At 65.7% G+C, this 24,727-nt stretch carries 20 protein-coding genes; 10 read left to right on the top strand and 10 right to left on the bottom strand.

Annotated features, from left to right (window positions below; all coding sequences use genetic code 11):
• Positions 1–158 precede the first annotated feature (158 nt).
• From JWP83_RS22715 to JWP83_RS22685, 7 genes are all read left to right on the top strand, one after another.
• Positions 159–1,580, top strand: a complete 1,422-nt coding sequence (locus JWP83_RS22715) for a condensation domain-containing protein (RefSeq protein ID WP_297735145.1) — start codon at positions 159–161, stop codon at positions 1,578–1,580.
• A gap of 69 nt (positions 1,581–1,649) precedes the next feature.
• Positions 1,650–4,661 carry an RND family transporter gene (locus JWP83_RS22710; RefSeq protein ID WP_297735142.1) on the top strand — a complete coding sequence of 1,004 codons (3,012 nt, stop codon included), beginning with the start codon at positions 1,650–1,652 and terminating at the stop codon, positions 4,659–4,661.
• 53 nt (positions 4,662–4,714) lie between these two features.
• Positions 4,715–5,842, top strand: coding sequence for an acyltransferase PE (gene pe / locus JWP83_RS22705; RefSeq protein ID WP_297735140.1), 1,128 nt, complete (start codon positions 4,715–4,717; stop codon positions 5,840–5,842).
• A gap of 40 nt (positions 5,843–5,882) precedes the next feature.
• The gene (locus tag JWP83_RS22700; protein ID WP_297735136.1) at positions 5,883–7,631 is read left to right on the top strand and encodes an AMP-binding protein; all 1,749 of its coding nucleotides are present in this window, start codon (positions 5,883–5,885) and stop codon (positions 7,629–7,631) included.
• Positions 7,632–7,721: 90 nt separating this feature from the next.
• Positions 7,722–8,780 (top strand): dihydrodipicolinate reductase, encoded by a 1,059-nt coding sequence (locus JWP83_RS22695; protein WP_297735132.1) that lies wholly within the window; start codon positions 7,722–7,724, stop codon positions 8,778–8,780.
• A 146-nt stretch (positions 8,781–8,926) separates the two neighbouring features.
• A complete protein-coding gene (locus tag JWP83_RS22690; protein WP_297735168.1) occupies positions 8,927–9,355 on the top strand; it encodes an MmpS family transport accessory protein in 429 nt (142 codons plus the stop codon).
• On the top strand, positions 9,352–12,258 hold the full coding sequence (locus tag JWP83_RS22685) for an RND family transporter (RefSeq protein ID WP_297735129.1): 2,907 nt from the start codon (positions 9,352–9,354) through the stop codon (positions 12,256–12,258). Before JWP83_RS22690 ends, JWP83_RS22685 begins: the two co-directional genes overlap by 4 nt.
• Before the next feature lie 6 nt (positions 12,259–12,264).
• Here JWP83_RS22685 and JWP83_RS22680 read toward each other — a convergent pair whose 3' ends face one another.
• The 5 genes from JWP83_RS22680 to nadD are packed head-to-tail and all read right to left on the bottom strand — an operon-like array spanning position 12,265 to position 15,597.
• Positions 12,265–13,098, bottom strand: a complete 834-nt coding sequence (locus JWP83_RS22680; protein ID WP_297735126.1) for a DegV family protein — start codon at positions 13,096–13,098, stop codon at positions 12,265–12,267.
• A 4-nt stretch (positions 13,099–13,102) separates the two neighbouring features.
• Positions 13,103–13,864 (bottom strand): diglucosylglycerate octanoyltransferase, encoded by a 762-nt coding sequence (gene octT, locus JWP83_RS22675; RefSeq protein WP_297735123.1) that lies wholly within the window; start codon positions 13,862–13,864, stop codon positions 13,103–13,105.
• Positions 13,854–14,528 (bottom strand): glucosyl-3-phosphoglycerate phosphatase, encoded by a 675-nt coding sequence (gene gpgP / locus JWP83_RS22670; RefSeq protein ID WP_297735120.1) that lies wholly within the window; start codon positions 14,526–14,528, stop codon positions 13,854–13,856. The genes octT and gpgP overlap by 11 nt, the downstream gene beginning before the upstream one ends.
• Complete coding sequence (gene rsfS, locus JWP83_RS22665) at positions 14,525–14,941, bottom strand: ribosome silencing factor (RefSeq protein ID WP_297735117.1); 417 nt, start codon at positions 14,939–14,941, stop codon at positions 14,525–14,527. Before rsfS ends, gpgP begins: the two co-directional genes overlap by 4 nt.
• Positions 14,938–15,597, bottom strand: a complete 660-nt coding sequence (nadD, locus tag JWP83_RS22660) for a nicotinate-nucleotide adenylyltransferase (RefSeq protein WP_297735165.1) — start codon at positions 15,595–15,597, stop codon at positions 14,938–14,940. Before nadD ends, rsfS begins: the two co-directional genes overlap by 4 nt.
• 71 nt (positions 15,598–15,668) lie before the next feature.
• Between nadD and JWP83_RS22655 the strand changes: the two genes are divergently transcribed.
• Positions 15,669–15,902 (top strand): AbrB/MazE/SpoVT family DNA-binding domain-containing protein, encoded by a 234-nt coding sequence (locus JWP83_RS22655; RefSeq protein ID WP_297735114.1) that lies wholly within the window; start codon positions 15,669–15,671, stop codon positions 15,900–15,902.
• Positions 15,886–16,314, top strand: coding sequence for a type II toxin-antitoxin system VapC family toxin (locus JWP83_RS22650; RefSeq protein ID WP_297735112.1), 429 nt, complete (start codon positions 15,886–15,888; stop codon positions 16,312–16,314). Before JWP83_RS22655 ends, JWP83_RS22650 begins: the two co-directional genes overlap by 17 nt.
• Positions 16,315–16,418: 104 nt before the next feature.
• On the opposite strand, the gene JWP83_RS22645 is transcribed toward JWP83_RS22650, so the two are convergent.
• The 5 genes from JWP83_RS22645 to JWP83_RS22625 form a co-directional block, all read right to left on the bottom strand.
• The gene (locus tag JWP83_RS22645) at positions 16,419–17,867 is read right to left on the bottom strand and encodes a VWA domain-containing protein (RefSeq protein WP_297735108.1); all 1,449 of its coding nucleotides are present in this window, start codon (positions 17,865–17,867) and stop codon (positions 16,419–16,421) included.
• A complete protein-coding gene (locus JWP83_RS22640; RefSeq protein ID WP_297735105.1) occupies positions 17,867–18,742 on the bottom strand; it encodes a MoxR family ATPase in 876 nt (291 codons plus the stop codon). The genes JWP83_RS22645 and JWP83_RS22640 overlap by 1 nt, the downstream gene beginning before the upstream one ends.
• 35 nt (positions 18,743–18,777) lie before the next feature.
• Positions 18,778–20,037, bottom strand: coding sequence for a glutamate-5-semialdehyde dehydrogenase (locus tag JWP83_RS22635; RefSeq protein ID WP_297735102.1), 1,260 nt, complete (start codon positions 20,035–20,037; stop codon positions 18,778–18,780).
• 68 nt (positions 20,038–20,105) lie between these two features.
• The gene (locus JWP83_RS22630; protein ID WP_297735099.1) at positions 20,106–21,509 is read right to left on the bottom strand and encodes a mechanosensitive ion channel domain-containing protein; all 1,404 of its coding nucleotides are present in this window, start codon (positions 21,507–21,509) and stop codon (positions 20,106–20,108) included.
• Positions 21,509–23,728, bottom strand: coding sequence for an adenylate/guanylate cyclase domain-containing protein (locus tag JWP83_RS22625; RefSeq protein WP_297735097.1), 2,220 nt, complete (start codon positions 23,726–23,728; stop codon positions 21,509–21,511). The genes JWP83_RS22630 and JWP83_RS22625 overlap by 1 nt, the downstream gene beginning before the upstream one ends.
• A gap of 202 nt (positions 23,729–23,930) precedes the next feature.
• Between JWP83_RS22625 and JWP83_RS22620 the strand changes: the two genes are divergently transcribed.
• A partial coding sequence (locus JWP83_RS22620) for a PfkB family carbohydrate kinase (protein ID WP_297735094.1) occupies positions 23,931–24,727 on the top strand: 797 nt, incomplete at its 3' end.

Here is a 24,727-nt window from a genome sequence, read left to right as displayed (position 1 = left end):
GTCACGTGTCGGCCCGCTGCACCATGGCCACCGGCCGCCGCGCCGATGAGCAGTTGCAGGCGATCCGCGCATGTCGGCGCCGGTGATCGCCGAGAGCGTTATCTTGGTGTCGCTGCCGGCGGCCCGAACCGCAGCCGTCCAGACCGAGGAGAAGAGATTTGCGCATCGGGAAAATAACGATCGGCTCACTCGGTGGCTGGACGCCGAGCCCGGGGTCGGTCATGTCCTGGCACCCGACGGCCGCGGCTACCGAAAAGGTCCGGGAAGCGCCGGCCAGTTCCGTGCCGGTCAGCTACATGCAGGGCCAACATCTTCGTAATTATCACGAACGGACTTCCGCGGGGCTGGACTTCTCCCGGCAAATCATCGCTACCTGTGAAGTACCCGGCCAGTGTGACATTCCTGCCATGGATCACGCCGTCAACGCATACCTGCGCCGGCACGACACGTTCCGCAGCTGGTTCGACCACGCCGGCAATGGAGAGTTCATACGGCATACCATCAGCGATCCCGCCGATATTGAATTCACGCCGATCGAGCACGGCAAAATGACGGTCGACGAAATACGCGCGCATGTCGTGGCCATACCGAATCCGTTCGAATGGGGCTGCTTCACCTTCGGGATTGTCCAAAGCGAGGGTTATTTCACTTTCTTTGCCGCCATGGATCATGTCCATGGGGACGCGACGTTGATTGGCACAACGATGCTCGAGGCAAACGGAATGTATGCGGCGTTGAGCGGAGGTGGTGAACCCCTTGCGCTTCCCGATGCCGGCAGCTTTGACGATTTCTGCGCCCGCGAGCGCCAGTACGCGTCAACGTTAACCGTAGATTCGCCTCAGGTGCGCGCGTGGATTGACTTCGCCGAGAACAACAACGGTGGATTTCCTGAATTTCCGCTCCCACTGGGTGACCCGTCGGAGCCGAGTGACAGTGAGATGGTCTCCGAACTCCTGATGGACGCCGAGCAGACGGAGCGGTTCGAAGCAGCCTGCACGGCGGTCGGCGCGCGCTTCATCGGCGGCTTGTTCGCCTGCCTCGCCCTGGTAGAGCATGAGTTTACCGGGGCTCTCACGTATTACGGCCTCACTCCCCGGGATACCCGCAGAACTACGGATAATTTCATGACGCAGGGTTGGTTTACCGGCCTGGTCCCGATCACCGTGCCGATAGCCGCGGCCTCTTTCGCCGATGCCGCGTGGGCGGCACAGGCTTCTTTCGATTCGGGTCTGGACCTGGCGAAGGTGCCGTATTACCGCGTGCTGGAATTGGCGCCGTGGTTGAGCTGGCCGGAGCCGAACTTTCCGGTGTCGAACTTCCTGCATGGCGGCGCCGCTCCGCTCAATGCTGTTCTTGCAGCGGCCGAGCTGGGTTATGCGAACAATATAGGAATCTACTCTGACGGCCGGTATTCATATCAACTGACCATCTATGTGTTTCGGTACGGGGAGGGCACGGCGATGGCGATCATGTTCCCCGACAATCCGGTCGCCCAGAAATCGGTTGTCCGCTATATGGAAGCGATGAAGTCCGTCTGCGCGCGGGTCGCCGCCAGCGGGCATTGGGGACGCGTTGCCTAACGGGGAGTAGTTCGATGGCTCTTAGATGGGTCCGAGTGCGAAATTGCGCGGTTTGAGGGTGAGGGCGAAATGCGACGGCTAGCCGATTTTGTGGTGCGGTGGCCCTGGGTGGTGATAGCGGTGTGGGTCGCGATTGCGGTCGCCCTGCCACTGACGCTCCCATCGCTGGGCGAGATGGCCCAGAAGCATCCGCTCGCCATCTTGCCCAGCGATGCACCGTCGAGCGTCACCACTCGAAAGATGGCCGAGGCATTTCACGAATCGGGTTCGGAAGACCTCCTGTTGGTGGTCCTGACCGACGACAAGGGGCTTGGCCCCGCCGACGAAGCCGTGTACCGCAAGTTGGTGGACGCGCTGCGCCGGGACACGCGAGATGTCGTGATGGTGCAGGATTTCCTCAGCACGCCGCCCCTGCGTTCGGTCGTGACCAGCGCGGACCACAAAGCTTGGGTGCTGCCGGTCGCCGTCGCGGGCGAGTTGGGCACTCCACAGTCGTACGCCGCTTTCAACCGGATTAGCGACACCGTCAAACACGCCATGGAACAGGCCCCAGACGGAACACATCTAACGGCGAACGTCACCGGCCCCGCCGCAACCGTCGCCGACCTCACGGTCGCAGGCGATCGGGACCGGCTTCCGATCGAGCTGGCGATCGCCGTTCTGGTGCTCATCGTCCTGCTGGTGGTGTACCGCAGCGCGGTCACCATGCTGCTGCCGCTGATAACGATCGGGTTGTCCCTGGTGATCGCGCAGGCGGTGGCGGCGGGCTACGCGCAGGTCACAGGCTCGGGCGTCTCGAACCAGTCCATCGTGTTTCTGAGCGCGATCATGGCCGGCGCCGGAACGGATTACGCCGTCTTTCTCATCAGCCGCTATCACGACTATCGGCGGTCAGGCGCGGATTTCGATCAGGCGGTCAAGCGGGCGATGATCTCGATCGGGAAAGTGATCGCCGCATCCGCCACCACCGTGGGAATCACTTTTCTGCTCATCAGCTTCGCCCGAATGGGAATTTTCAAGACGGTCGGAGCGTCGTCGGCGATCGGGATCGGCGTAGCATTCCTCGCCGCGGTGACGTTGCTGCCGGCGATTCTGGTGCTCGCCGGCCCACGCGGCTGGGTCAAGCCACGGCGCGAACTGACCGCTCGATTCTGGCGGCGCTCCGGCGTACGCATCGTGCGCCGGCCCAGGGTCCATCTGGTCGCCAGCGTGCTCGTGTTGATCATCCTGGCCAGCTGTGCCGGCCTGGTGCGGTACAACTATGACGATCGGAAGGCCCTTCGGCCTTCGGCTCCCAGCTCCATCGGGTATGCCGCGCTGGATCGCCATTTCAACGTGAATCAGTCCATCCCGGAGTACATCCTTGTCCAATCGCCGCACGACCTGCGCACGCCGCAGGCCCTTGCCGACCTGGAGCAGATGGCGGACCGGGTCAGCCAATTACCGAATATCGCGGTGGTAAGCGGCATCACCCGTCCCACCGGAAACGTGCCGGAACAGTTCAGAGCCACCTATCAGGCGGGCGCCATCGGCACCATGCTGGCCAGCGGGTCCACCATGATCAACGACCACACCAATGACCTCAACCGGCTGGTCGACGGGACCGGCACGCTGGCCAACAGCCTCGGTGAGGTGCGCGGCCAGGTCAACCAGCTGGCTGCCGGCGTGCAGGAACTGGAGAATGCCTTCTCATCGGCGAAGAACCAGTACAGCGGCGACGCGCTGGTCAAAGAGGTCGACCTGGCAGCCCAACTCGTCGACCACGTCAACTCGCTCAGCAATGCCATGGGCTGGAACTTCTCGGCCGGCAAGAGCCTGTTCGCCTGGATAGGCCCGGTGCTGACGGCGTTGCAGGGCAACCCGATCTGCGACGCCGATCCGTCGTGCAGCGCCACCCGCGGGACATTTGAGCAGCTGGTCGGTGCGCGCGATCAGGCAGACCTCGACGCGATCGATGACTTGTCCCACCAACTGCAGGAGTACCCGGACAAACGCGCGCTGAAGGCGTCGACAGACCGCCTGCGCAGTGCATTGACCAAGCTCACCGACGTGCTGCATTCCATGGGGATGGACCAACCCGGTGGCCTGCAGGCGAACCTGAACAGCCTGCAAAACGGCGCGGACCGGTTCGCCGGTGGGAGCAGGCAAGTGGCCGACGCGGTGGCTCAGCTCGTCAACCAAGTCAAACAGCTGGGTGTCGGGCTCAGCGAGTCCGCGGCGTTTCTGTTGTCGCTGAAGCATGACGCCGCACAACCGGCGATGGCCGGGTTCAACATCCCGGCCCAGCTGCTGCACTTACCCGAGTTCCAGCAGGCCGCCAAGGTATTCATCTCGCCGGACGGCCATTCGGTGCGCTATTTGGTGCAGACCAAACTCAATCCGTTCAGCACGGAAGCCATGGATCAGGTCAACGCGATCAGCGCGACCGGTCGGGGAGCCCAACCGAACACCACATTGGCGGACGCCAAGATATCGATGGCGGGATACACCGTCGGCCTCAAGGACACGCGCGACTACTACGAACACGACATCCGGTTCATCATCGCGGTAACCCTCCTCGTCGTGCTACTGACCTTGGTCGCGCTGCTGCGTGCGATTGTCGCGCCGCTGTATCTGGTTGCGTCCGTGGTCATTTCGTATTTGTCGGCGGTGGGCATCGGCGTTGTCTTATTCCAATTCCTACTCGGCCAGCAATTACATTGGAGCGTGCCACCACTGGCGTTCGTGGTGTTGGTGGCGGTGGGAGCCGACTACAACATGCTGCTCGTCTCGCGGATGCGTGACGAGTCTCCGCACAGCATGCGCTACGGCATCATTCGCACCCTGAGTTCGACGGGCGGGGTGATCACCGCGGCAGGTCTGATCTTCGCTGCCTCGATGTGCGGTCTCTTGTTCTCCAGCATCGGCACCGTGGTCCAAGGCGGTTTCGTGATCGGTGTGGGAATTTTGCTGGACACCTTCCTGGTACGCACCATCACGGTTCCCGCCATCGCCGCGCTGGTCGGGCGGGCGAACTGGTGGCCGTCACGAGTGGACGCGCGGGGGTCGCCGGCCCGGCGTGCCGAGCCGCAACCCGGTTAGTGCGCACACATGATGTATGTGAAACTGGAGAAGCCGAGGGGTCAGGAGTAGGGATGAAGAAACTACTCGCAGGAGTTACGGCGCTGGTAACTGTCAGCGCCGCAGGGTGTTTCGGCGTCAAGACGGTGTCGGCCGATGACACGCCCATCGGCGGTCCGCCGACCCCCGGGGCGCCGGGCGACCAGACCGCGTTCGCCCTCGGAGGCGCTCACGTTCTGGGCATCCCCTACGACGAGTACATCCGCGAGGAGGGCGCCCAGTGGTTCCCCGGCCAGAAGCGAGAAATCGTCCGCTACCCGGCCGGGCAGGTTCAGGGTCACGTGCTGGAGCGACTCTTCCCGGGCATCGGCAAGATCGATGAGCAGTTCCCCGGCCTGGGTCTGAACGGCCCCAGCGTCGGCGAGTCGGTCGACGCGGGAGTGAACAACCTCGACGCCGCGATCCGCACCGGTCGCCCCGGTACGGCGATCGGCTTGTCTGAAGGCGGGTTCGTGGTCGACGGCGAGCAGGCTCGACTGGCCAATGACCCGACCGCTCCCCCGCCGGACACGCTGAACTTCGCCACATTCGGCGACCCGATTGGGCGTCACGCCTTCGGCCAGAGTTTCCTCTCGGCCATGTTCCCCGTCGGCAGCGTTGTTCCCGCGCTCGACTACCGCATGCCACCGCCGTACGAGAGCCAATACGACACCAACAAGTTCGTGGCTGCGTACGACTCGATCGCGGACTTCCCGGACCGGCCGGACAACATGTTCGCGCTCGCCAACACGCTCCTGGGCCTAGCCACGGGTCACACCGCGGTGGCCTTCACGAACCCGAGCATGGTGCCGCCGCAGAACATCAGAACCACGATCAACTCCTGGGGCGCGAAAGAGACGACGATCATGGTCCCGGAAAAACACCTGCCTCTGGTCACGCCGTTGGCCTACATCGGGATCCCGGAGGACACGCTGAACAAGCTCGACGCAATCCTGATCCCCCGGGTGAACGCGGGCTATTCGCGAAACGACGACCCGTCGACCGCTCCCGTTCAGGTGGACCCGGTGCACGGCTTCGACCCAGCGGAAGTCACCGCGCCGGCCAACCAGGCGACATTCGGCGGCGGCGCTGACCCGTTCTCGCAGATCCTCAGCGGTGCCATGTCCGTGTTGTCCCACGGCGCAGGACAGGCTGACCACTGACTCCGATGCGACGCATTGGACAGATCAGTACGGACGTAATGTGACGACACCGCCCCACTCATCCATTCTCTCGATGCTGCACGGACGCGCCAGCCTGCGGCCCCATGACATCGCGTTCACTTTTACCGATTACGAGGACGACTGGGCGGGTGTTCCCGAGAGCCTCACGTGGTCGCAGTTATCCCGCCGAACACTCAATGCGGCGCGCGAGCTCAGCCTTCATGGGTCGGTCGGAGACAGGGCGGTGATCCTGGCTCGCCAGAGCCTCGATTACGTCGTGGCATTCCTGGGATCGATTCAGGCCGGGCTGATCGCGGTTCCGCTGCCGTTGCCGCACCGCGGCTCGAGTCATGAGCGTGTCAGCGCGGTCCTTGCCGACACGTCGCCCGCGGTTGTTCTCACGACGTCCGCGGTCGCGGAAGATATCGCCGAATATGTGGATCAGGCACGCCTGGACGCTGTTCCGAAGATCGTCGAAATAGATTCGCTGAATCTGGACGCCGATGGCGGAACAAGCGTTCGGACAGCCGATTTGCCGAGCATCGCGTATTTGCAATACAGCTCGGGTTCGACGCGGCTGCCCACCGGGGTCATGATCTCGCACCGCAACCTCCAGGTGAATTTCGAGCAGCTGATGCGCGGCTATTTCGCGGACTCCCGCGTTAAAGCCCCATCGGATGTCGCGGTCGTGTCGTGGTTGCCCTTTTACCATGACATGGGTCTGGTGCTGGGAGTCTGCGCACCAATCCTGAACGGCTGGCGCGGCGAGCTGACGAGTCCGATTTCGTTCTTGGAACGGCCGGCCAGATGGGTGCAGTCGCTGGCCGGGAGTCCTCAAACGTGGTCAGCGGCGCCTAACTTCGCCTTTGACCTGGCCGCGCGCAAAACAACCGACAACGACCTGGCCGGGCTCGACCTCGGCGGGGTGCTGGGCATCATCAGCGGTGCAGAACGTGTCGAGCCGGCCACAATGCAACGCTTCGCTGATCGGTTTGCTCACTTCAATTTTCGGGACCATATGCTGCGCCCTTCGTATGGCTTGGCGGAGGCAACCGTCTTCGTGGCGACCGGCAGCTGGAGTGAATCATCGGCGGCGGTTCACTTCGATCTCGGGGAGCTGGCCGCGGGCCGCGCTCGGCGGTGTTCGGCCGGGACCGGCACAGAGCTGATCAAGTACAAAATTCCGCAAACACCCACGCTGCGCATCGTCGACTCCGACACGAACCGCGAGTGCCCTGACGGCTTGGTCGGCGAGATCTGGGTGCATGGCGCCAATATCGCCGACGGCTATTGGCGCAAACCGCCGGAGGAGCAGCGCTGCTTCGGCGCAACGCTCGTCGACCCTTCGCCGGGCACGCCCGACGGACCCTGGCTGAGAACCGGCGACCAGGGTTTCATCTCCGAGGGTGAGCTGTTCATCGTCGGCCGCATCAAGGATCTGCTGATCATCCACGGGCGCAATCACTATCCCGAGGACATCGAGGCGACGGTCCAAGAGATCACACGCGGCCGGGTCGCGGCGATATCGGTCCCGCTGAACAGCACTGAGAAGCTGGTCACCATCATCGAGCTGAAGAAGCGGGGCGATTCGAACGAGGAGGCGACGCACTGGCTCAGCGGGGTCAAGAGCGACGTCACCTCCGCGATATCCAATGCGCACGGCTTGAATGTCGGGGACCTCGTTCTGGTATCGCCCGGGTCGATTCCCACCACGACGAGCGGCAAGATCCGGCGCGCCGCCTGTGTCGAGCAGTACCGTCAGGACCAATTCACCCGGCTGGACGCCTGACTCCAGCCGGGTGAACGTCGAGTTGTTGGGCTGGCCCGTCGGGTTTCGGCCCAACAAGTCGACGTTCGCGCGCAAAACAAAGGAGCCCCGATGAGCACGACCAGCGCAGACCGTCCGTTTCGTGTGATCCAGTGGACGACCGGAAACATCGGGCGGCGATCGCTGCACGCCATCATCGGCAGACCGGACATGGAACTGGTCGGCGTCTACGCCCACGGACAGGACAAAGTCGGCGTGGACGCCGCGGAGCTGTCCGGGTGGGCGGAGCCGACCGGGGTCAAGGCCACCAATGACATCGATGCGCTGCTGGCACTTCAACCCGACGCGTGTTGCTATAACCCGTTGTGGCCCAACATCGACGAGCTCGTGCGACTGCTGGAGGCGGGCGTCAATGTGTGCACCAGCGCCGCCTGGATCACCGGCGGCAAACAGACACCGGAGGACCGCGAGCGCATCCAGGACGCCTGCCAGCGGGGCGGTTCGACCATCTTCGGCAGCGGAGCGCATCCCGGAATGACGAACATGGTCGGGATGGTGCTCAGCGCCTCCTGCGAGCGCGTCGACGAGATCCGCATCACCGAGTCGGTGGACTGCTCGACATACGAGTCGGCGGAAACCCAAACGGCGATGGGGTTCTCGCAAGATCCCGACACTCCCGGACTGGCCGAGAGCGTGGGCAGGGAAAGCGAGGTCTTCGCGGAATCGGCCGCGATGATGGCCGACGCGATCGGGGCCAAGCTGGACAAGATGACGTTTGACGTCACGTTTACCGCGGCCACCGCCGACTCCGATCTGGGCTTCATGAAGATTCCCGCGGGAACGGTCGGCAGCGTCTACGGCTACCACCGCGGCTGGGAAGGCGATCGCAACGTCGTCAGCGTCGGATTCAACTGGACCATGGGCAGCCATGTGGTTCCCCCCAAACCGCTCGAGCACGGCCACGTCATTCAGGTTTTCGGATTGCCCAACATGCGCACCGTCCTGCATTGCCTGCCGCCGAAGGATTGGACGGAGCCCGGCTTCATGGGACTGGGAATGATCTACACCGCGATGCCGGTTACCAACGCAGTCCCGGCCGTCGTCGCCGCCAGGCCGGGGATTGTCACGCTCGCCGATCTGCCGCCGGTCACCGGCAGGGTGGCGCGCTAGCCCTGTATTGGCCCACACCCGGAGGAACGTTTCCGTGCACTAAGGTTTACGATTCTTAGCTGAGCAAAGGTTCTATCGACAACTGGCGTTGTCGGCGACGGCGGTGAGCGGAAGGCGGTCAGGTGGCGAGACCAAATACCGGTGTCATAATCCGCGCCGTCAAGCGGGCATGGATACCTCTGCTGTTGGTGGTCGTTCTGGCGGTATCCGCGCTGGTCGTGTCGCGGCTGCACAAAATCTTCGGCTCGCAGGATCTCAACGCGAATGCCGGCGCCGGCATCGAGATCGTCCAGTTCAACCCGAAGGTCGTAGTCTACGAGGTTTCCGGTGCCGCCGGGACCACGGCAAACATCAACTACTGGGACGAAAACGCCAATACCCACCAGGTCAATGGGGCCCCGCTGCCATGGTCGTTCGCGATCTCGACCACACTGCCCGCGGTGAGCGCCAACATCGTGGCGCAAAGCGACGGCAACCAAATCAGCTGCAAGATCACCGTGGACGGAGTCGTCAGGGAACAGCAGAACTCTGATGGCCACAACGCCCAGACCTTCTGCCTGGTGAAGTCCGCATGAGCGAGCTGAACAGCAAGAGCCACCCGGACACCGCTGGCACCGACGCCACCGGCCCGATCAGGGTCCAGAAGGCCGGGCGCCCCCCGCGCGGGCATTGGCCGCTGATCCCGCACATGATCCGCTGGTTCGCGGTGCCGATCATCCTGGGCTGGGTGTTCGTCACGGTTCTGGTGAATGTCGTCGTTCCGCCGCTGGAAGTCGTCGGCGAGCAGCACTCGGCGCCGATGGCGCCGCTGGACGCGCCGTCGATGAAGGCGATGATGCGGCTGGGTCATAACTTCAAGGAATTCGATTCCAACAGCACCGTCATGATCGTCCTGGAGGGCCAGCAACCCCTCGGCGAGGACGCGCACCATTACTACGACAACGTGATTCGCCTGCTGCGCGAGGATCCCAAGCACATTCAGCATATCCAGGACTTTTGGGGGGACCGGCTGACCGCGGCGGGAGCCCAAAGCGGGGACGGCAAGGCCTCGTACGTCATGTTGAACCTGGCCGGCAACCAGGGCACGACGCTGGCCAATGATTCCGTCGACGCCGTCCGCAAGGTGATCGAGCGGAACCAGCCGCCGCCCGGTGTCAAGGCCTACGTCACCGGTCCGGCGGCCCTGTCCGATGACATGCACATCATCGGCAACGCCAGCCTGGCCAAGATAACCCTGTTCACCTTGGGCGCGATCGCGATCATGCTGCTGCTGGTCTATCGCTCCATCGTGACCACACTGGTCCAGCTGTTCATGACCGGCATTGCGCTCTCGTCCGCGCGCGGAGTGATCGCGGTTCTCGGGTACAACAACGTCTTCGGCCTCACGACCTTCGCCGCGAATATCCTCACGATGCTGGCGATCGCCGCCGGGACGGATTACGGCATCTTCCTGGTGGGCCGCTACCAAGAGGCACGCGCGGCGGGCGAAGACCGGGAAACGGCGTACTACACCACCTTTCGCAGCGTGGCTCCAGTTGTGCTGGGATCGGGTCTCACCATTGCGGGAGCGACGTACTGCCTGAGCTTCGCGCGTCTGCCCTGGTTCAACACGATGGGCGCGCCCGTCGCGATCGGAATGGTGGTCGTCGTCTTGGCCGGCCTCAGCCTGGGTCCCGCGGTGATCTTCGTGGGGAGCAAGATTGGGCTTTTCGAACGCAAGCGGGCTGTCAGGGGCACGCTGTGGCGACGTGTCGGCACCGCGGTGGTGCGTTGGCCCGCACCGATTCTGGCCGTCAGTGCCGCCGTCGTTCTCGTCGGCATGGTCGCCCTGCCGAGCTATGTCACGAGCTACAACGACCGCTATTACCTGCCTACCAGCGCCCCGGCGAATGTGGGATACGCGGCCGCGGACCGGCATTTCTCTCAGGCTCGGATGAACCCGGACATGCTGATGGTCGAGGCGGACCACGACATGCGAAACCCGGCCGACATGCTGGTGTTGGACAAGGTGGCGAAGAACGTCATCCGGACGCTGGGCATCGCGATGATCCAGGACATCACCAGGCCGCTGGGCATTCCGATTCAACACAGCTCCATTCCGTTCCAGAACAGCATGCAAAGCCAGACGACCATGCAGAACATGGATTTCCTCAAGGAGCGCATGGCCGACATCCTCAAGTTGGCCGACCAGCTGCAGGTCAACATCGACGTCACGGAACGCCAGTACGCGATAACGCAAGACCTTTCCAAGGCTGCTGACGACAGCGCACGGACCACGGCTGAAACATCGGAAATCACCGATACGTTGCGGAACCACATCGCGGATTTCGACGACTTCTGGCGGCCGATACGCAGTCTCTTCTATTGGGAGAGGCACTGCTACGACGTTCCCATCTGTTGGTCAACTCGGGCGCTGTTCGACTCATTGGACGGGTTCGACCAGCTTGCCGAGAAGTTCCACGAACTCACGGCGGACATCCAGCACACCGCCTCGGCCACGCACGAGCTGATGACGCTGTTCCCCACGCTGATTGCGACGCTGAAGGCCACCAAGGGCATCACGTTGACGCTGTACCAGACGTTCTCGGCGATGATCAACCAGATAGAGGCCATGAGCAACACCGCAGTCGTCATGGGGCAGAGCTTCGACGCCTCCAAGAATGACGACTTCTTCTACCTGCCGCCGGAGGCCTTCGACAACCCGGACTTCCAGACGGGGCTGCGCATGTTCCTGTCGCCGGACGGCAAGTCGGCGCGCTTCTTCATCACCCACCAGGGCGATCCCATGACGCCGGAAGGCATCTCGCGTGTCGATTCCGAGCGCACCGCCGCCCAGGAGGGGGTGAAGATGTCCTCCCTCTCGGACGCCAAGATTTATCTCGGCGGTACCGCCGCGACCTTCAAGGACATGCACGACGGCGCCAAATTTGACCTGATGATCGCGGTGGTCTCGGCGCTCACGCTGATCTTCATGATCATGTTGCTGCTCACCCGAAGCGTGGTGGCCGCGCTGGTGATCGTCGGGACCGCCGCCAGCTCGATCGCCGCGTCCTTCGGGCTGTCCGTGCTCATCTGGCAGGACCTCTTCGGCATCAAGATCCACTGGATCGTCATGGCGCTGTCCGTCATCATCCTGTTGGCCGTCGGCTCCGACTACAACCTGCTGCTGGTGTCCCGGTTCAGGGAAGAGATCCATGGCGGGCTCAAGACGGGGATCATCCGGTCGATGGCCGGCACGGGCGGGGTCGTGACGGCGGCGGGCCTGGTGTTCGCCTTCACCATGGCTTCCATGCTGGGCAGCGAACTGCGCGTGCTCGGTCAGTTCGGGTCAACCGTGTGCATCGGCCTGCTGCTCGACACGCTGATCGTGCGCACGCTGCTGATGCCGTCGATCGCCGTCCTGCTCGGGCGCTGGTTCTGGTGGCCGCAGGTCGTCCACCCGCGCGGTGACAATGCCGTTCGGGCCCTGCGCGCCTAAGCGGGCCTAGGTTTCTGGTAGTTCCAGACACACCGCGACGGCCCCCGCGCCGACATGCAGCCCGAGCACCGGCCCCAACGGGCTGACCATCGCCGGCTCGCACGCCGGTAGCCGCTGCGCCAGCGCCGCCGCCACCTCGTTCGCGCCCTCCGGGTTGGCCACATGGTGCACCGCCAGGGCCGCGGAGCCGTCGCCCACGACCTCGCAGACCCGGTCGATCATCGCCGCGGTCGCGTGGGTGACGGTGCGCACCCGTTGGGCCAGAACGAGTTTGCCGTCATCGATGCGCAACAGCGGCTTGAGCGCCAGGGCGGTTCCCAGCCACGCCTTGGCCCCGCCGATCCGCCCGCTGCGGCGCAGGTTGTCCAGCCGGTGCACCACCACGAACGCGTGGCCACGCGACACGGCCGAACTCGCGGCGCCAGCGACGGCGTCCAGGTCGCCGCTGTTGGCCGCCACGCGCGCGGCGGCCAACGCCACGAACCCGGTTCCCATCGCGGCCGACCGCGAGTCGACGACGCGCACGTGCGGGTCGAGGTCGGCCGCGGTCCGCTGGGCGGCGCCGTAGGTTCCGGACAACGCCGAGGAAAGGTGCACCGCCACCACACCATCGCCGCCGCTGTCGGCCAGCGCCTGCTGGTAGGCGTGGGCCAGTTCGGCCGGGGTGGCCGCCGCGGTGGTCGCGTGCTGCTTGTAGATGTCGTCGGGGATGTCGTCCACGCCGTCGCGCAGGTCGCGGCCGTCGAGCAAGATGTGCAACGGAACGATGCGTATCGACCACTTGTCGAGCAGATCGGCGGGCAGGCGCGACGACCCATCGGTCACCACCACGACGGTCATGGCGCTACCCGCGCGGTTTCTCTTGGGGCACTTTAGCTGTCTGCAAGGCTTCGGCCAGGGCCTTGAGCATCAGCTCCGCGACCGCCTGGTGGGCTTCGAAATTCCAGTGGATGCCGTCGGGATTGCCGCGCCCGGTCATGACCTGTTCGGCCACAGCGGCTTTGAGATCCACCAAGGGAACATCGTGTTGCTCCGCCCATTCCGTGATCGCGGCCACCGTCCCCGGGCGCCCATGGTGAGCCTTGCCGTAGGTCTCGGCGATATGCACCGACGGCAACGACGCCACGATCGGGATGCCGGGGCGGTTGAAATCGATTGCGCCGCGCGTCTGTTCGAGGTATTCGGCGCTCAAATGCGGCGGCAACGCCGACCGGGCCACCGGCGAGAGCCTGGGTTGCAGCCACGCGTAGCCGTCGCGGACCCAGCGCCGCAGCCACGGCGGCCGCACATAGCGGATCAGCTCGCGCACCGCGGTCGGCAGCACCGAGGGCAGCGAATCCATCCCGGCGGTCGCGAAGATCACCGCGCCCGCCCGGGGCAGCGCCGCCCAGGCCCGCGGGTCCTGCGTCGCCGCCCACCACACGTCGCGGCAGGTCCAGCCGATGCGACCGATCAGCTCCACATCCCAACCTAGTTGCGACGCAACGATATTGGGCCAGATGCGCGGATCGTCGGCGGGCAGCCCCCCGGTGGGCCCGTAATAGGAAAGCGAATCCGCGAACACCAGCAGGGTGGGCCCATGCTTGTGGGAAGGGTCAGAGGACATCGTTGGCAACCTGCGCAGAAGCGTTCCACACATCGAGGCGCCAGCGGATGGCATCGAAATCGGCGCCGTCACCGTCGGAGTGGCCCGACAACTGCACCCAGCTGGCATTGCCCATCCCGCCCAGAACCGGCCAGTTGACGACCGGAAGCCTCAGCAGCGCAGCCGACAACGCCGCGATCAGCCCGCCGTGGGCCACCAGCACGACCGGCCGATCGGGTTGGTTCGGGTCGCCCCATTCCGGCTCGCGGGACACCAGTTCGGCGATCAGTGGCAGGCTGCGGGCGGCCACGTCGACCCGGCTTTCGCCGCCATGCGGCGCCCACGTCGCGTCTTCGCGCCACGCCAGCCGCGCGCCCGGCACCTCGGCGTCGATCTGGGCGTGCGTCAGCCCCTGCCAGTCACCCAGATGGGTCTCGCGCAGCCGGTCGTCCACCCAGACCTTCAGCCCCGTGCGCTCCCCCAGCTTGACCGCCGTGTCGTACGCGCGCCGCAGATCGGACGAGACGATCAGCAGCGGCTGCAGCTTGCCCAGCACCTCGGCGGCTGCGACCGCCTGCGCGCGGCCCAGGTCGCTGAGCTGGGTGTCCAGCTGGCCCTGCATCCGGCTGCCGAGATTGAAATCGGTCTGCCCGTGCCGCAACATCACCAGACGGCGGATCCTCATTGCGCGCTCGCCGTGTCGTCGGGGTCCCCGGCCCGCTCGTCCCGACCGGCCGGCTCGTCCAGGTCCACCGGCACCACCGGGCAGTCACCCCACAGCCGGTCCAGCGCGTAGAAGTTGCGGTCGTCCTGATGCTGGATGTGCACGACGATGTCGCGGTAATCGAGCAGCGTCCAGCGCCCTTCCCGGGCACCCTCACGCCGCGCCGGCCGGTAGCCGGCCTTGCGCATCTTCTCCTCGACCTCGTCGACGATCGCGTTGACCTGCCGCTCGTTGGACGCCGAGGCGATGACGAAGCAGTCCGTGATGACCAGCTGGCCCGAGACGTCGATGACGACCACGTCCTCGGCCAGTTTCGAGGCGGCCGCGCTGGCCGCCACGGTCGCCATGTCGATGGCTTCCCGGGTGGCGTTCATGTGTTGTTTCCCGCCGCCAATGTCCTCGGGCGCCCGGTTCCTTCGTTTGAGCGGTACAGCCGGCGCTTCGAAACGTACTGCACGACACCGTCGGGCATCAGGTACCACAGGGGACGGCCCTCCTCGGCGCGCCGGCGGCAGTCGGTCGACGAGATCGCCAGCGCCGGGACCTCGACGAGGCTCAGCGCATCCTCGGTCAGCTCGCCCAGAACGCCGGTGATGTGTTCGCGGCGCAGCTCATATCCGGGCCGGCTGACGCCGATGAAGCGCGCCAACCCAAACAGCTCCTCCCAGCCTTGCCACGACAGAATCGACTCCAGCGCGTCCGCGCCCGTAATGAAGTACAGCTGCGATTCGGGGTTCAGGGCGTGCAGGTCCTCGAGCGTGTCCCTGGTGTAGGTGGGACCGCCGCGGTCGATGTCGACCCGGCTCACCGAAAACCGCGGATTGGACGCGGTGGCGATCACCGTCATCAGATAACGGTCCTCGGCGGCGGAGACGTGCCGGCTCTTCTGCCAGGGCTGACCGCTGGGCACGAACACGACCTGGTCGAGGTCGAACAGGTCGGCGACCTCGCTGGCGGCCACCAGGTGGCCGTGATGGATGGGATCGAACGTCCCACCCATCACTCCCAACCTGCGAAGCTGCTTTTGCACGATGTGCCAGCTTACTTGAGCGTCGACGTGCGGCTCGGGTGACGTCAGCAGCATAATGGTAATGTCTAGGCATGCGGGCAACCATTGATCGGGCAGGTCGATTGGTTATTCCAAAGGTGCTGCGTGACCATCTTGGGCTTCAACCCGGTGAAGTCGAGGTGACGGCCGACGGCGCGGGCCTGCGAGTCGAGCCAATCGCCGGTGGCTCTCTCGAAGAGCGAGACGGGCGCTTTGTCATACCTGCTGGCGGAGCCCCGGTCAACGACGCGGTCGTGCAGGCATTGCGCGATGCCGGCCAGCGCTAGAACAGCCGCGGTTCTCGTCGACACCAGCGTCGCCGTCGCACTTGTGGTTGCGGATCACGATCATCACGAGGACACCTTCCAGGCGCTGCGCGGCCGGACCCTCGGCCTGGCCGGCCACGCCACATTCGAGACCTTCTCGGTACTGACCCGCTTACCGCCGCCGGCCCGTAGGACTCCCGCGACGATCACGCAGCTGCTCGCAAACACGTTCCCCGAGACCAGATTCCTCGGAGCTCGCGCCGCGGCATCGCTGGTAGCGCTGCTCGGAGCGACCGGGATTGCCGGCGGCTCGGTCTACGACGCGCTTGTCGGCGCGACCGCGAATGAGCATCGGCTCACGCTCGTGACGCGCGACCGGCGCGCCCTGGAGGTCTATCGCAAGCTCGAAGTCGACGTCGAGTTACTGGCCTGATCCGGCTCCGATCGTGCGCGCGCCACGCCCACGCCTGCGCGACGGTGCGTATTTGTACGGCTACAGCGGCGTGTCGCCGTACTGACACGCACGCTGGCCGGACATCACACCGGAAGCAACTGGTCGATCACCGCCGCCAACTGCTTGGCGGACCGGCATTCGTGCATCCTGATGACCTCTTGGTAGCGCGGCACCGCCGAGTCGCCGCTGCCCCAGAGGTGCTTGGGTTCGGGGTTGAGCCAGTGCGCGTGGCGGCTGGCGGTCACCATGTCGACCAGTACGTCGATGGCCGGGTCGCGGTAGTTGGTGCGCCCGTCGCCGAGCACCAGCAACGAACTGCGCGGCGACAGCGCGTTCGGGTGAGCCTGCAGGAACGAGACGAACGCGTTGCAGTAGTCGGAGTGCCCGTCGCGGCTGTACACACCGGCCTCCCGGGTGATCCGCTGGATCGCCACGGCCAGGTCGGCCTCCGGACCGAACATGTGGGTCACCTCACCGGTCGTGTCGATGAACGCGAACACACGGACCCGCGAAAACTGCTGCCGCAGGGCGTGCACCAGCAGCAGCGTGAAGTGGCTGAACCCGGCGACCGAACCCGAAACGTCGCACAGCACAACCAGTTCCGGCCGCGCGGGACGGGGTTTGGCCAGCACGACGTCGATCGGCACCCCGCCGGTGGACATGGACTTGCGCAGCGTCTTGCGCAGGTCGATCGTCCCCGCTCGGGAGCGCCGCCGGCGCGCCGCCAGCCGGGTCGCCAGGGTGCGGGCGAGCGGCGCCACGACCCGCTGCATCTGACGCAACTGTTCGCCGGAGGCGCGCAGGAACTCGACGTTCTCCGAAAGCTGTGGGATGCCGTACATCTGGACGTGATCGCGGCCGAGCTGCTCGGCGGTGCGCCGCTTGGTCTCGGCGTCGACCATCTTGCGCAGCTGAGTAATGCGCTGGGCCGCCAGCGCTTTGGCGATCTGCTCCTGCGTGGGGGTGGGCTCGTCACCATACGGGGCGAGCAGTCCCGCCAACAGCTTGCCCTCCAATTCGTCCAGCGCCATCGCCTTGAGCGCCTGATACGACGAGAACGACGGGCCGCGGCTGGAACTGTATTTGCCGTAGGCCTCCACGATCCGCGCGATCATCGCGACGAGGCGCTCGTCCATGTCGGCCAGCTCGGGGTTTTCGGCGAGCAGGTCCAGCAGCATCTGGCGCATCGCCTCGACGTCGTCGGGCGGCAGGGAGTCGTCCTGCGCCTCGCCGAGCTCCCCGCCTTCAGCGACTACCGCCCTTGCGCCGAGGGCGGCGGGAAACCACAGGTCGAACATGGCGTCGTAGGTCTCGCGGTGATCGGGGCGGCGCAGCACCGCGCAGGCGATCCCCTCCCGCAGCACCTCACGATCGGCCAGGCCGAGGGTCGCCATCACCCGCCCGGCGTCCACCGTCTCCGAGGGCCCCACCGAAATCCCTTGCGCGCGAAGTGCTTCCACGAAACCAACCAGGTGGCCCGGCAGCCCGTGCGGGGCGAGCGGGCGGCTGGGACGGATGCGGCGGGCGGCCATCAATTCAGCCGGAGCTCGCCGCTGGCGCGTTGCTGGTCGGATTGATGTTTGAGGACCACGCCGAGTGTCTGGGCGACCACCGCGTCGTCGATGGTGTCCAGGCCCAGCGCGAGCAGGGTGCGGCCCCAGTCGATCGTCTCGGCGATGGACGGCACCTTCTTCAGTTGCATCCCGCGCAGCACACCGATGATGCGCACCAGTTCCTCGGCCAGGTGCGCGGGCAGCTCGGGAACCCGGGACAACAGGATGCGCCGCTCCAGGTCGGGGCTGGGGAAGTCGATGTGCAGGAACAGGCAGCGCCGCTTGAGCGCCTCGGACAGCTCGCGGGTGGCGTTGGAGGTCAGCACCACGAGCGGCGTCCGCTCGGCGGTGATTGTGCCCAGTTCGGGGACGGTCACCGCGAAGTCGGACAGCACCTCGAGCAGCAGTCCCTCGATCTCGATGTCGGCCTTGTCGGTCTCGTCGATCAGCAGCACCGTCGGCTCGGTGCGGCGGATGGCGGTCAACAGCGGACGCTGCAGCAGGAACTCCTCGCTGAACACGTCGTCCTTGGTCTGGTCCCAATCTCCCGAGCCGGCCTGGATGCGCAGGATCTGCTTGGCGTGGTTCCACTCGTACAGCGCGCGGGCCTCGTCGACGCCCTCGTAGCACTGCAGGCGCACCAGGCCCGAGCCGGTGGCCTGGGCGACGGCGCGGGCCAGCTCGGTCTTGCCGACGCCGGCCGGGCCCTCCACCAGCAGCGGCTTGCCGAGCCGGTCGGCCAGGAATACCGCCGTCGCGGTTGCGGTGTCGGGCAGGTAGCCGGTCTCGGCCAACCGCCGCGAGACGTCGTCGATGTCGGCGAACAGCGGCGCCGGCCGGGCGGGCACACTCACAATCTCAGTTCTCCTAAAGCTTTCTCCTCGGGGCGTCAGGCCGGGCGGATCTGCCCGTCTCCCCACGCGATCCACTTGGTCGAGGTCAGTTCCGGCAACCCCATCGGGCCGCGCGCATGCAGCTTCTGCGTGGAGATGCCGATCTCGGCGCCAAAACCGAACTGCTCGCCGTCGGTGAACGCCGTCGATGCGTTGATCATCACCGCGGCCGCGTCGACTCCGTCGCTAAACCGTTGAGCCGCGGCCATATTCGTCGTCACGATGGCCTCGGTGTGTCCGGTGCCGTACTCGTTGATGTGGGCGATCGCGGCGTCGACGCCGTCGACGACCGCCACCGCGATGTCCATCGACAGGTATTCGCGGCGCAGGTCGGACTCGTCGGGGTCTTCAAGAAGACCACCGTGAACCGTCACCCCGGCATCCTGCAGGGCGCCGAGCAGCCTGGGCATGGCCTCCCCGGAGATCGCGGAATCGACCAGCAGGGTCTCGGCGGCGTTACAGACACTGGGCCGACGGGTCTTGGAGTTCAGCAGGATCCGTTCCGCCACGTCCAGGTCGGCGGCCTCGTGCACGTACACGTGGCAGTTGCCGACCCCGGTCTCGATGGTGGGCACCTGGGCGTCGCGCACCACCGCGTCGATCAGGCTCGCTCCCCCGCGCGGGATGACCACGTCGACCAGTCCGCGCGCCTGGATCAGGTGGGTGACCGTGGACCGATCGGCGGCCGAGAGGAGCTGAACCGCGTCGGCGGGCAGGTCCTCGCTGATCAGCGACCCGCGCAACACGTCGACGAGGGCCTGATTGGACTTCGCCGCCGACGAACTGCCGCGCAGTAGCACCGCGTTGCCGGACTTGAGCGCCAACCCGAATGCGTCGACGGTGACGTTGGGCCGGCCCTCGTAGATCATGCCGACCACCCCGAGCGGAACCCGCTGCTGGCGCAGGTGCAGCCCGTTGGGCAGGGTGTACCCGCGCAGCACCTCGCCGACCGGGTCCGGCAACCCGGCGACCTGGCGCAGGCCGGCGGCGATTCCGTCGACGCCCATGGGGTCCAGCGCCAACCGGTCGAGCATCGCGGTCGGTGTGCCGGCGGCCCGGGCCGCGTCGAGGTCTTCGGCGTTGGCCGCCAGGATGCGCTCGGTATGGGCGCCTATAGCGTCGGCCGCGGACTGCAGCGCCGCGTCCTTGGCGACGGTCGGCAACAACGCCAGCGCGCGGGCGGCGACCCGGGCGCGACGCGCGGCGTTGTGGACCTCCCGGCGCAAGTCCGGGCGCGTTGGGGCTTGCAGACTCATTTACCCAGGGTATCGGTCCTTACCCGGTCAAGTCAGGCTGCCCCGGGGGAACGCCTGGTGGCGGCGCCTCAGGCTACGCGCTCACCGCGCCGGGCCTGACGCACTTTACTCTGCCGCTCTTCGAGGATGTGGCCGAAGTTCTGTAGCAGCAACGGTTCACGCATCACCAGGTGCTCGACGTGTTCGCGATCGATCTCCAGCGCGGTCACCTCCTCGAGCGCGTACGCGCTGGCCGTGTTGGGCTGCCGCGTCAGCGCGGTCAGGCCCAAGAATGAGCCCTCGACCAGGGTGCAGACCGGCACCACCGACCCATCATCGGCCATCGCGGTCAGCTGCACGCGCCCGGCGACCAAGAAGGTCATGCCCCCAGGGATCTGACCGGCGTACTCCACGATCTCGTCGGCACCGTATCGGACGAGTTTCGCGCAGGAATGCAACGACCGCTGCTCGTCGGCGTTCAGCCGCAACGCCGGCGCCACCACCGTGCGCAGCGCCTTCTCCACCCGTTCAGCGTTCGAGTAGTCGTCGTCAGCGTCGTCGAGGTGCAGCCCTTCCCGCCGCGCGGCGTACCAAATCCAGCGCAGGAAGGTCGATCGCGCGGCGCCGTCGTCGGCGGGTGAGCTCAGCCCGAGGGAGGTGCGGTACTCACCGGCGCCGACGGGTACCGAACGGGGCACGCTGTCGGCCTTGAGCTGCGGCAGCCCCAGAGCGACGCGCGACAGCATCGCGCAAACCCGGTCGGGCGGGTCGCTGGCCGAAAACGTCGTCGTCATCGCCAGTTTGTGCGTGCCCGCCGGGCGGCTGAGATTCGTGAACGCCGTCGTGGCCAGCACCGAGTTCGGCGTGATCCGCATCCCGCTGCCGGTGTCGATATGTACGGCCCGCCAGTTCACCTCGACAACGCGTCCCCGCGCCGTCCCGGTGTCCAGCCAATCGTTGATCCGGAACGGTTGCTCGAACAGCATGAACAAGCCCGACACGATCTGGCCGACGGAGTTCTGCAGCATCAGGCCGATGACGACCGATGTGACGCCCAGCGCGGTGAACAGGCCGCCGACCCGGACTCCCCAGATATACGACAGCATCAGAACCAGGCCAACGCCGATCAGCGCGAAACGCGCAACGTCGAGAAAGATGGCGGGCAGGCGCGCGCGCCAGCTCTCCTCGGGCGCGCCTTCGAACACGGTGGCGTTGAGCCCAGACAGCAACAACACCAGCACCAGGAAGCCGAACACCGTGGTGAGGAGCCGCACCGGAACGTCCCCGGCGGGGATCTGCGAGGCCTTGACGAGCAGCAGCAAGAGCGCAACGAGGGGCAGCAGGTAGTTGCGCAGCAGGCCTACCTGCCTGGCCAGGCGGCTATTCCGGCGGACGAGCGTGTGGTGCAGCTCGGTAAGAAAAATCAAGCAGATCGGAAATCCGACCGCGATGCCGATCGCCCAGTAGAACCACGAGGAGTGCCACGCGTTCATCATCGCTCCGACAACCGGTACACGGCCTGATCGGCGCCGCCCACCGAAATGGTGCCGGCGGGCGTGAACTGCCGCACGTCGCGCATCGCCTCGTACACCGCAGCGCTGACATAGATGCCGGGCTGCGGTGTGCCCCTGTGCATTTGGTAGGCCAGGCTCACCGCGGCACCCCACATGTCGTAGACGAGGCTCGATCGGCCCACCAGCCCGCTGATGACGTTGCCGGTGTTGATTCCGACCCGAACGCCCAACTCGTGGCCGGTCTGGCTGTTGAACCGCTCGATGATGCGACGCATCTCGACGGCGAAGTCAACGGTTCGGTGAATGCTGTCCAACCGCGGCGTGATCACCCCGCAGGTGGCGAGATACCCATTGTGGAAAGTGCGAATCCGTTCGACGCCAAGGGTTTCGGCCGCCGAATCGAACTGCCGGAACAGATCGTCGACGATCCCGACCAGTTCGTCGCCCGGAAGGTCGTTGGAAAGCTCGTCGAGCCCGGCGATGTCGGCAAAGAGGATGGCGACGTCCTGGTGCTTCTGCGCGATGGTCGCCTCACCCTCGCGATACCGTTGGACGATCGACTCCGGCATCAGCGCCAGCAGGAGTCGATTGTTTTCGTTGCGCTGCTCGTTGAGCAGCTCTTCCTTGATCCCGAGATTGCGGCTCATCTCATTGAAAGCCGCTGTCAGATCGCCGATTTCGTCGCGTGCCAGCACCGGGATGTTGATGTCGTAGTCGCCGGAGCTGATCTTGCGCGTGCCCTCCTCAAGGCGCCGGACCGGCCGCATCGCCGCCTGAGCGATGAGCATCGATGCCACGCAGATGACGAAGACCAGCGCGGTGACCGCGATCACGAGCGTCTTGCTGAACCTGCCCAGCCGCGCAAAAGCATCCGAGTCGTCCCGGGTCGCCAGGATCGACCAGTGCAGGTTGGAGTTGGGAATGTCCAGTGGGGCATAGGCTTCCAATTCCTTGTTGCCCGTGTAATCGGTGGCGCTCCGGGTCCCGGTCTCCCCGCGCTGGGCGGCCTTGAGACCCGCGGTCGGAACCGGCTGCACCAGCGTCGTGCCACCCAACCGGATCGCCCTTTCCACGACGTCGGGCGGGGTGCCGGCGGCGATGGCCTCTCGCCGGTACTCCTGCGGATCTTCCAGGAAAAGCCGTGAATCCGAACGCATCAGGTCGTCGGGGCCCGCCAGATACGTCTCGGTCGCGGATCCCATGCCCGCGGCTTCCCAGTGCTTGTTGGCGGTCATGATGTTGTTGATCTTCGCGATCGGCACCGGGAAGGCCATGACACCGTCTATCTTGCCGTTCATGCCGATCGGCGAGACCACCCACGCCGTGGGCGCATCGAGCGCCGGCTGATATGGCTGGAAGTCGGTGATCCAGACGAAATCCACGTCGTTGGAGCGCAGCGCCTTTTGGTATGCGTCTTTCAAATTTGATTCGCGATACGGGCCGTTGAGGATATTGGTCCCGAGGTCCGGCCCCTTCCTGACCGAGTAGACGACATTGCCCTGCATGTCCAGCAGCAGCGCGTCGCGGTAATCGAAGCGGGTGACGATACCGCGCAGGTAGAAATCGAAACGAGCGTTGGCCGCCGACCATGCGCTCCCGTCGCCGGCGTCCTCAACGGGCAGCGAGTCGGCGGTCGGCCGCGGCGGCGCGGTGTAGTACGCCTGAAGGTATTTCTGCGACGGCGAACTCGGCAGGACCGCGTTGAGATCGATGACGTCGCCGGTCGCCCGTTTGATCGGTGCGATCATCTGGTTCTCGTAGTAGTCGACGAGCGCCTCTTGTTGACCGGGGTTGATCGTCGCGTTGCCCAATTGGTTGAAGCCCGTCGTGAACGCCGCAGTGGCCTGGTTGATGCTGAAGCCGCCGCTGTAGACGATGAGGGAATTCGTCACCTCCCTGAACAGCGCCCGAATCTGCCTCGTCTGCGACTCGCGCAACTCGATCAACCGCTCGGATTCGACTTGCCGCAACGCGTTGCGGCCGGATATCGCCCCGATGAGCCCGATCACCGACACGCCCAGGATGCCCGACAGGAGCATGGCCACCAGGATCTTGGACTGGATGCCGAAACGGAAACGGTGCCACACCAGCGGCCGGCGTTTGCGCTTGCCGGTCTTTCCGGTTGAGGCGGATTCCGGGGCGGTTTCCGGCGTGTTTTCAGACGCCGGTTCGGCCTTTTTCAGCTCGGTCAACGTCATTCGCCTTTCCCCCTCCCTCTGACGGGATTAAGCACCGATCACGCAGCAGACTAACGCGCGGACATCACGATATTGGCGATTGCCGCAAAAGGATCAGCGTCAAAATGCCCGACCCGGGTTTGCGGTTCGGCCGGAATCGTCATCTTTGGCCGTTCCGGGCGGGCATCGTCCGCCGCGAATCCGAACGACTAACGTCGGCGTCATGACACGGGTCTGCGTGGTCGGCAGCGTGAACATGGACCTGACGTTCGACGTCGATGCCCTACCGCGGCCGGGCGAGACGGTCTTGGCCTCGTCGCTGACCTCCGCCCCCGGCGGCAAGGGCGCCAACCAGGCCGTGGCAGCGGCGCGCGCGGGCGCGCGCGTGCAGTTCGTCGGCGCGTTCGGCGACGACACGGCCGCCGCACGGTTGCGGGCTCACCTGCGGGCCAACGGCGTAGGGCTCGACGGGACGGTTGCGGTTTCGGGACCGAGCGGTACCGCGGTCATCGTGGTCGATGCCGGCGCCGAGAACACCATCGTGGTGGCGCCAGGCGCCAATGGGTGGCTGACCCCGGCCGCCGCCACCGCTTGCCGGGCGATCGCCGGCTGCGATGTGCTGTTGACGCAGTTGGAGATTCCGGTGCCGGCGGCGGTGGCGGCGGCGCGCGAAGCCCGCTCGACGGGGGCGGTGGTCATGGTCAACGCCTCACCCGCCGGCCAGGACCAAAGCCGCCTGGCCGAACTGGCGGCCGCCACGGACGTGGTGATCGCCAACGAAGCCGAAGCCGAAGACTGGCCGTGGCGGCCAACCCACTTGGTCATCACCCTCGGCGCGCGCGGCGCGCGCTACGTCGGCGAAGACGGCGAGTTCGCCGTACCCGCACCGGCGGTCACAGCGGTGGACACCACCGGCGCGGGTGACGTGTTCGCCGGGGTGCTGGCCGCGAGCTGGCCGCGCGGCCCGGGCGCAAATCCAGCTTCAAGGGACGAGCTGCTGGCCGCGCTGCGGCGCGCCTG

This window comes from Mycobacterium sp., from assembly GCF_025965855.1.
Taxonomy (GTDB): domain Bacteria; phylum Actinomycetota; class Actinomycetes; order Mycobacteriales; family Mycobacteriaceae; genus Mycobacterium.
Note: the sequence above shows the minus strand (reverse complement) of the source record. Positions and strands in the feature narration are given on the sequence as shown.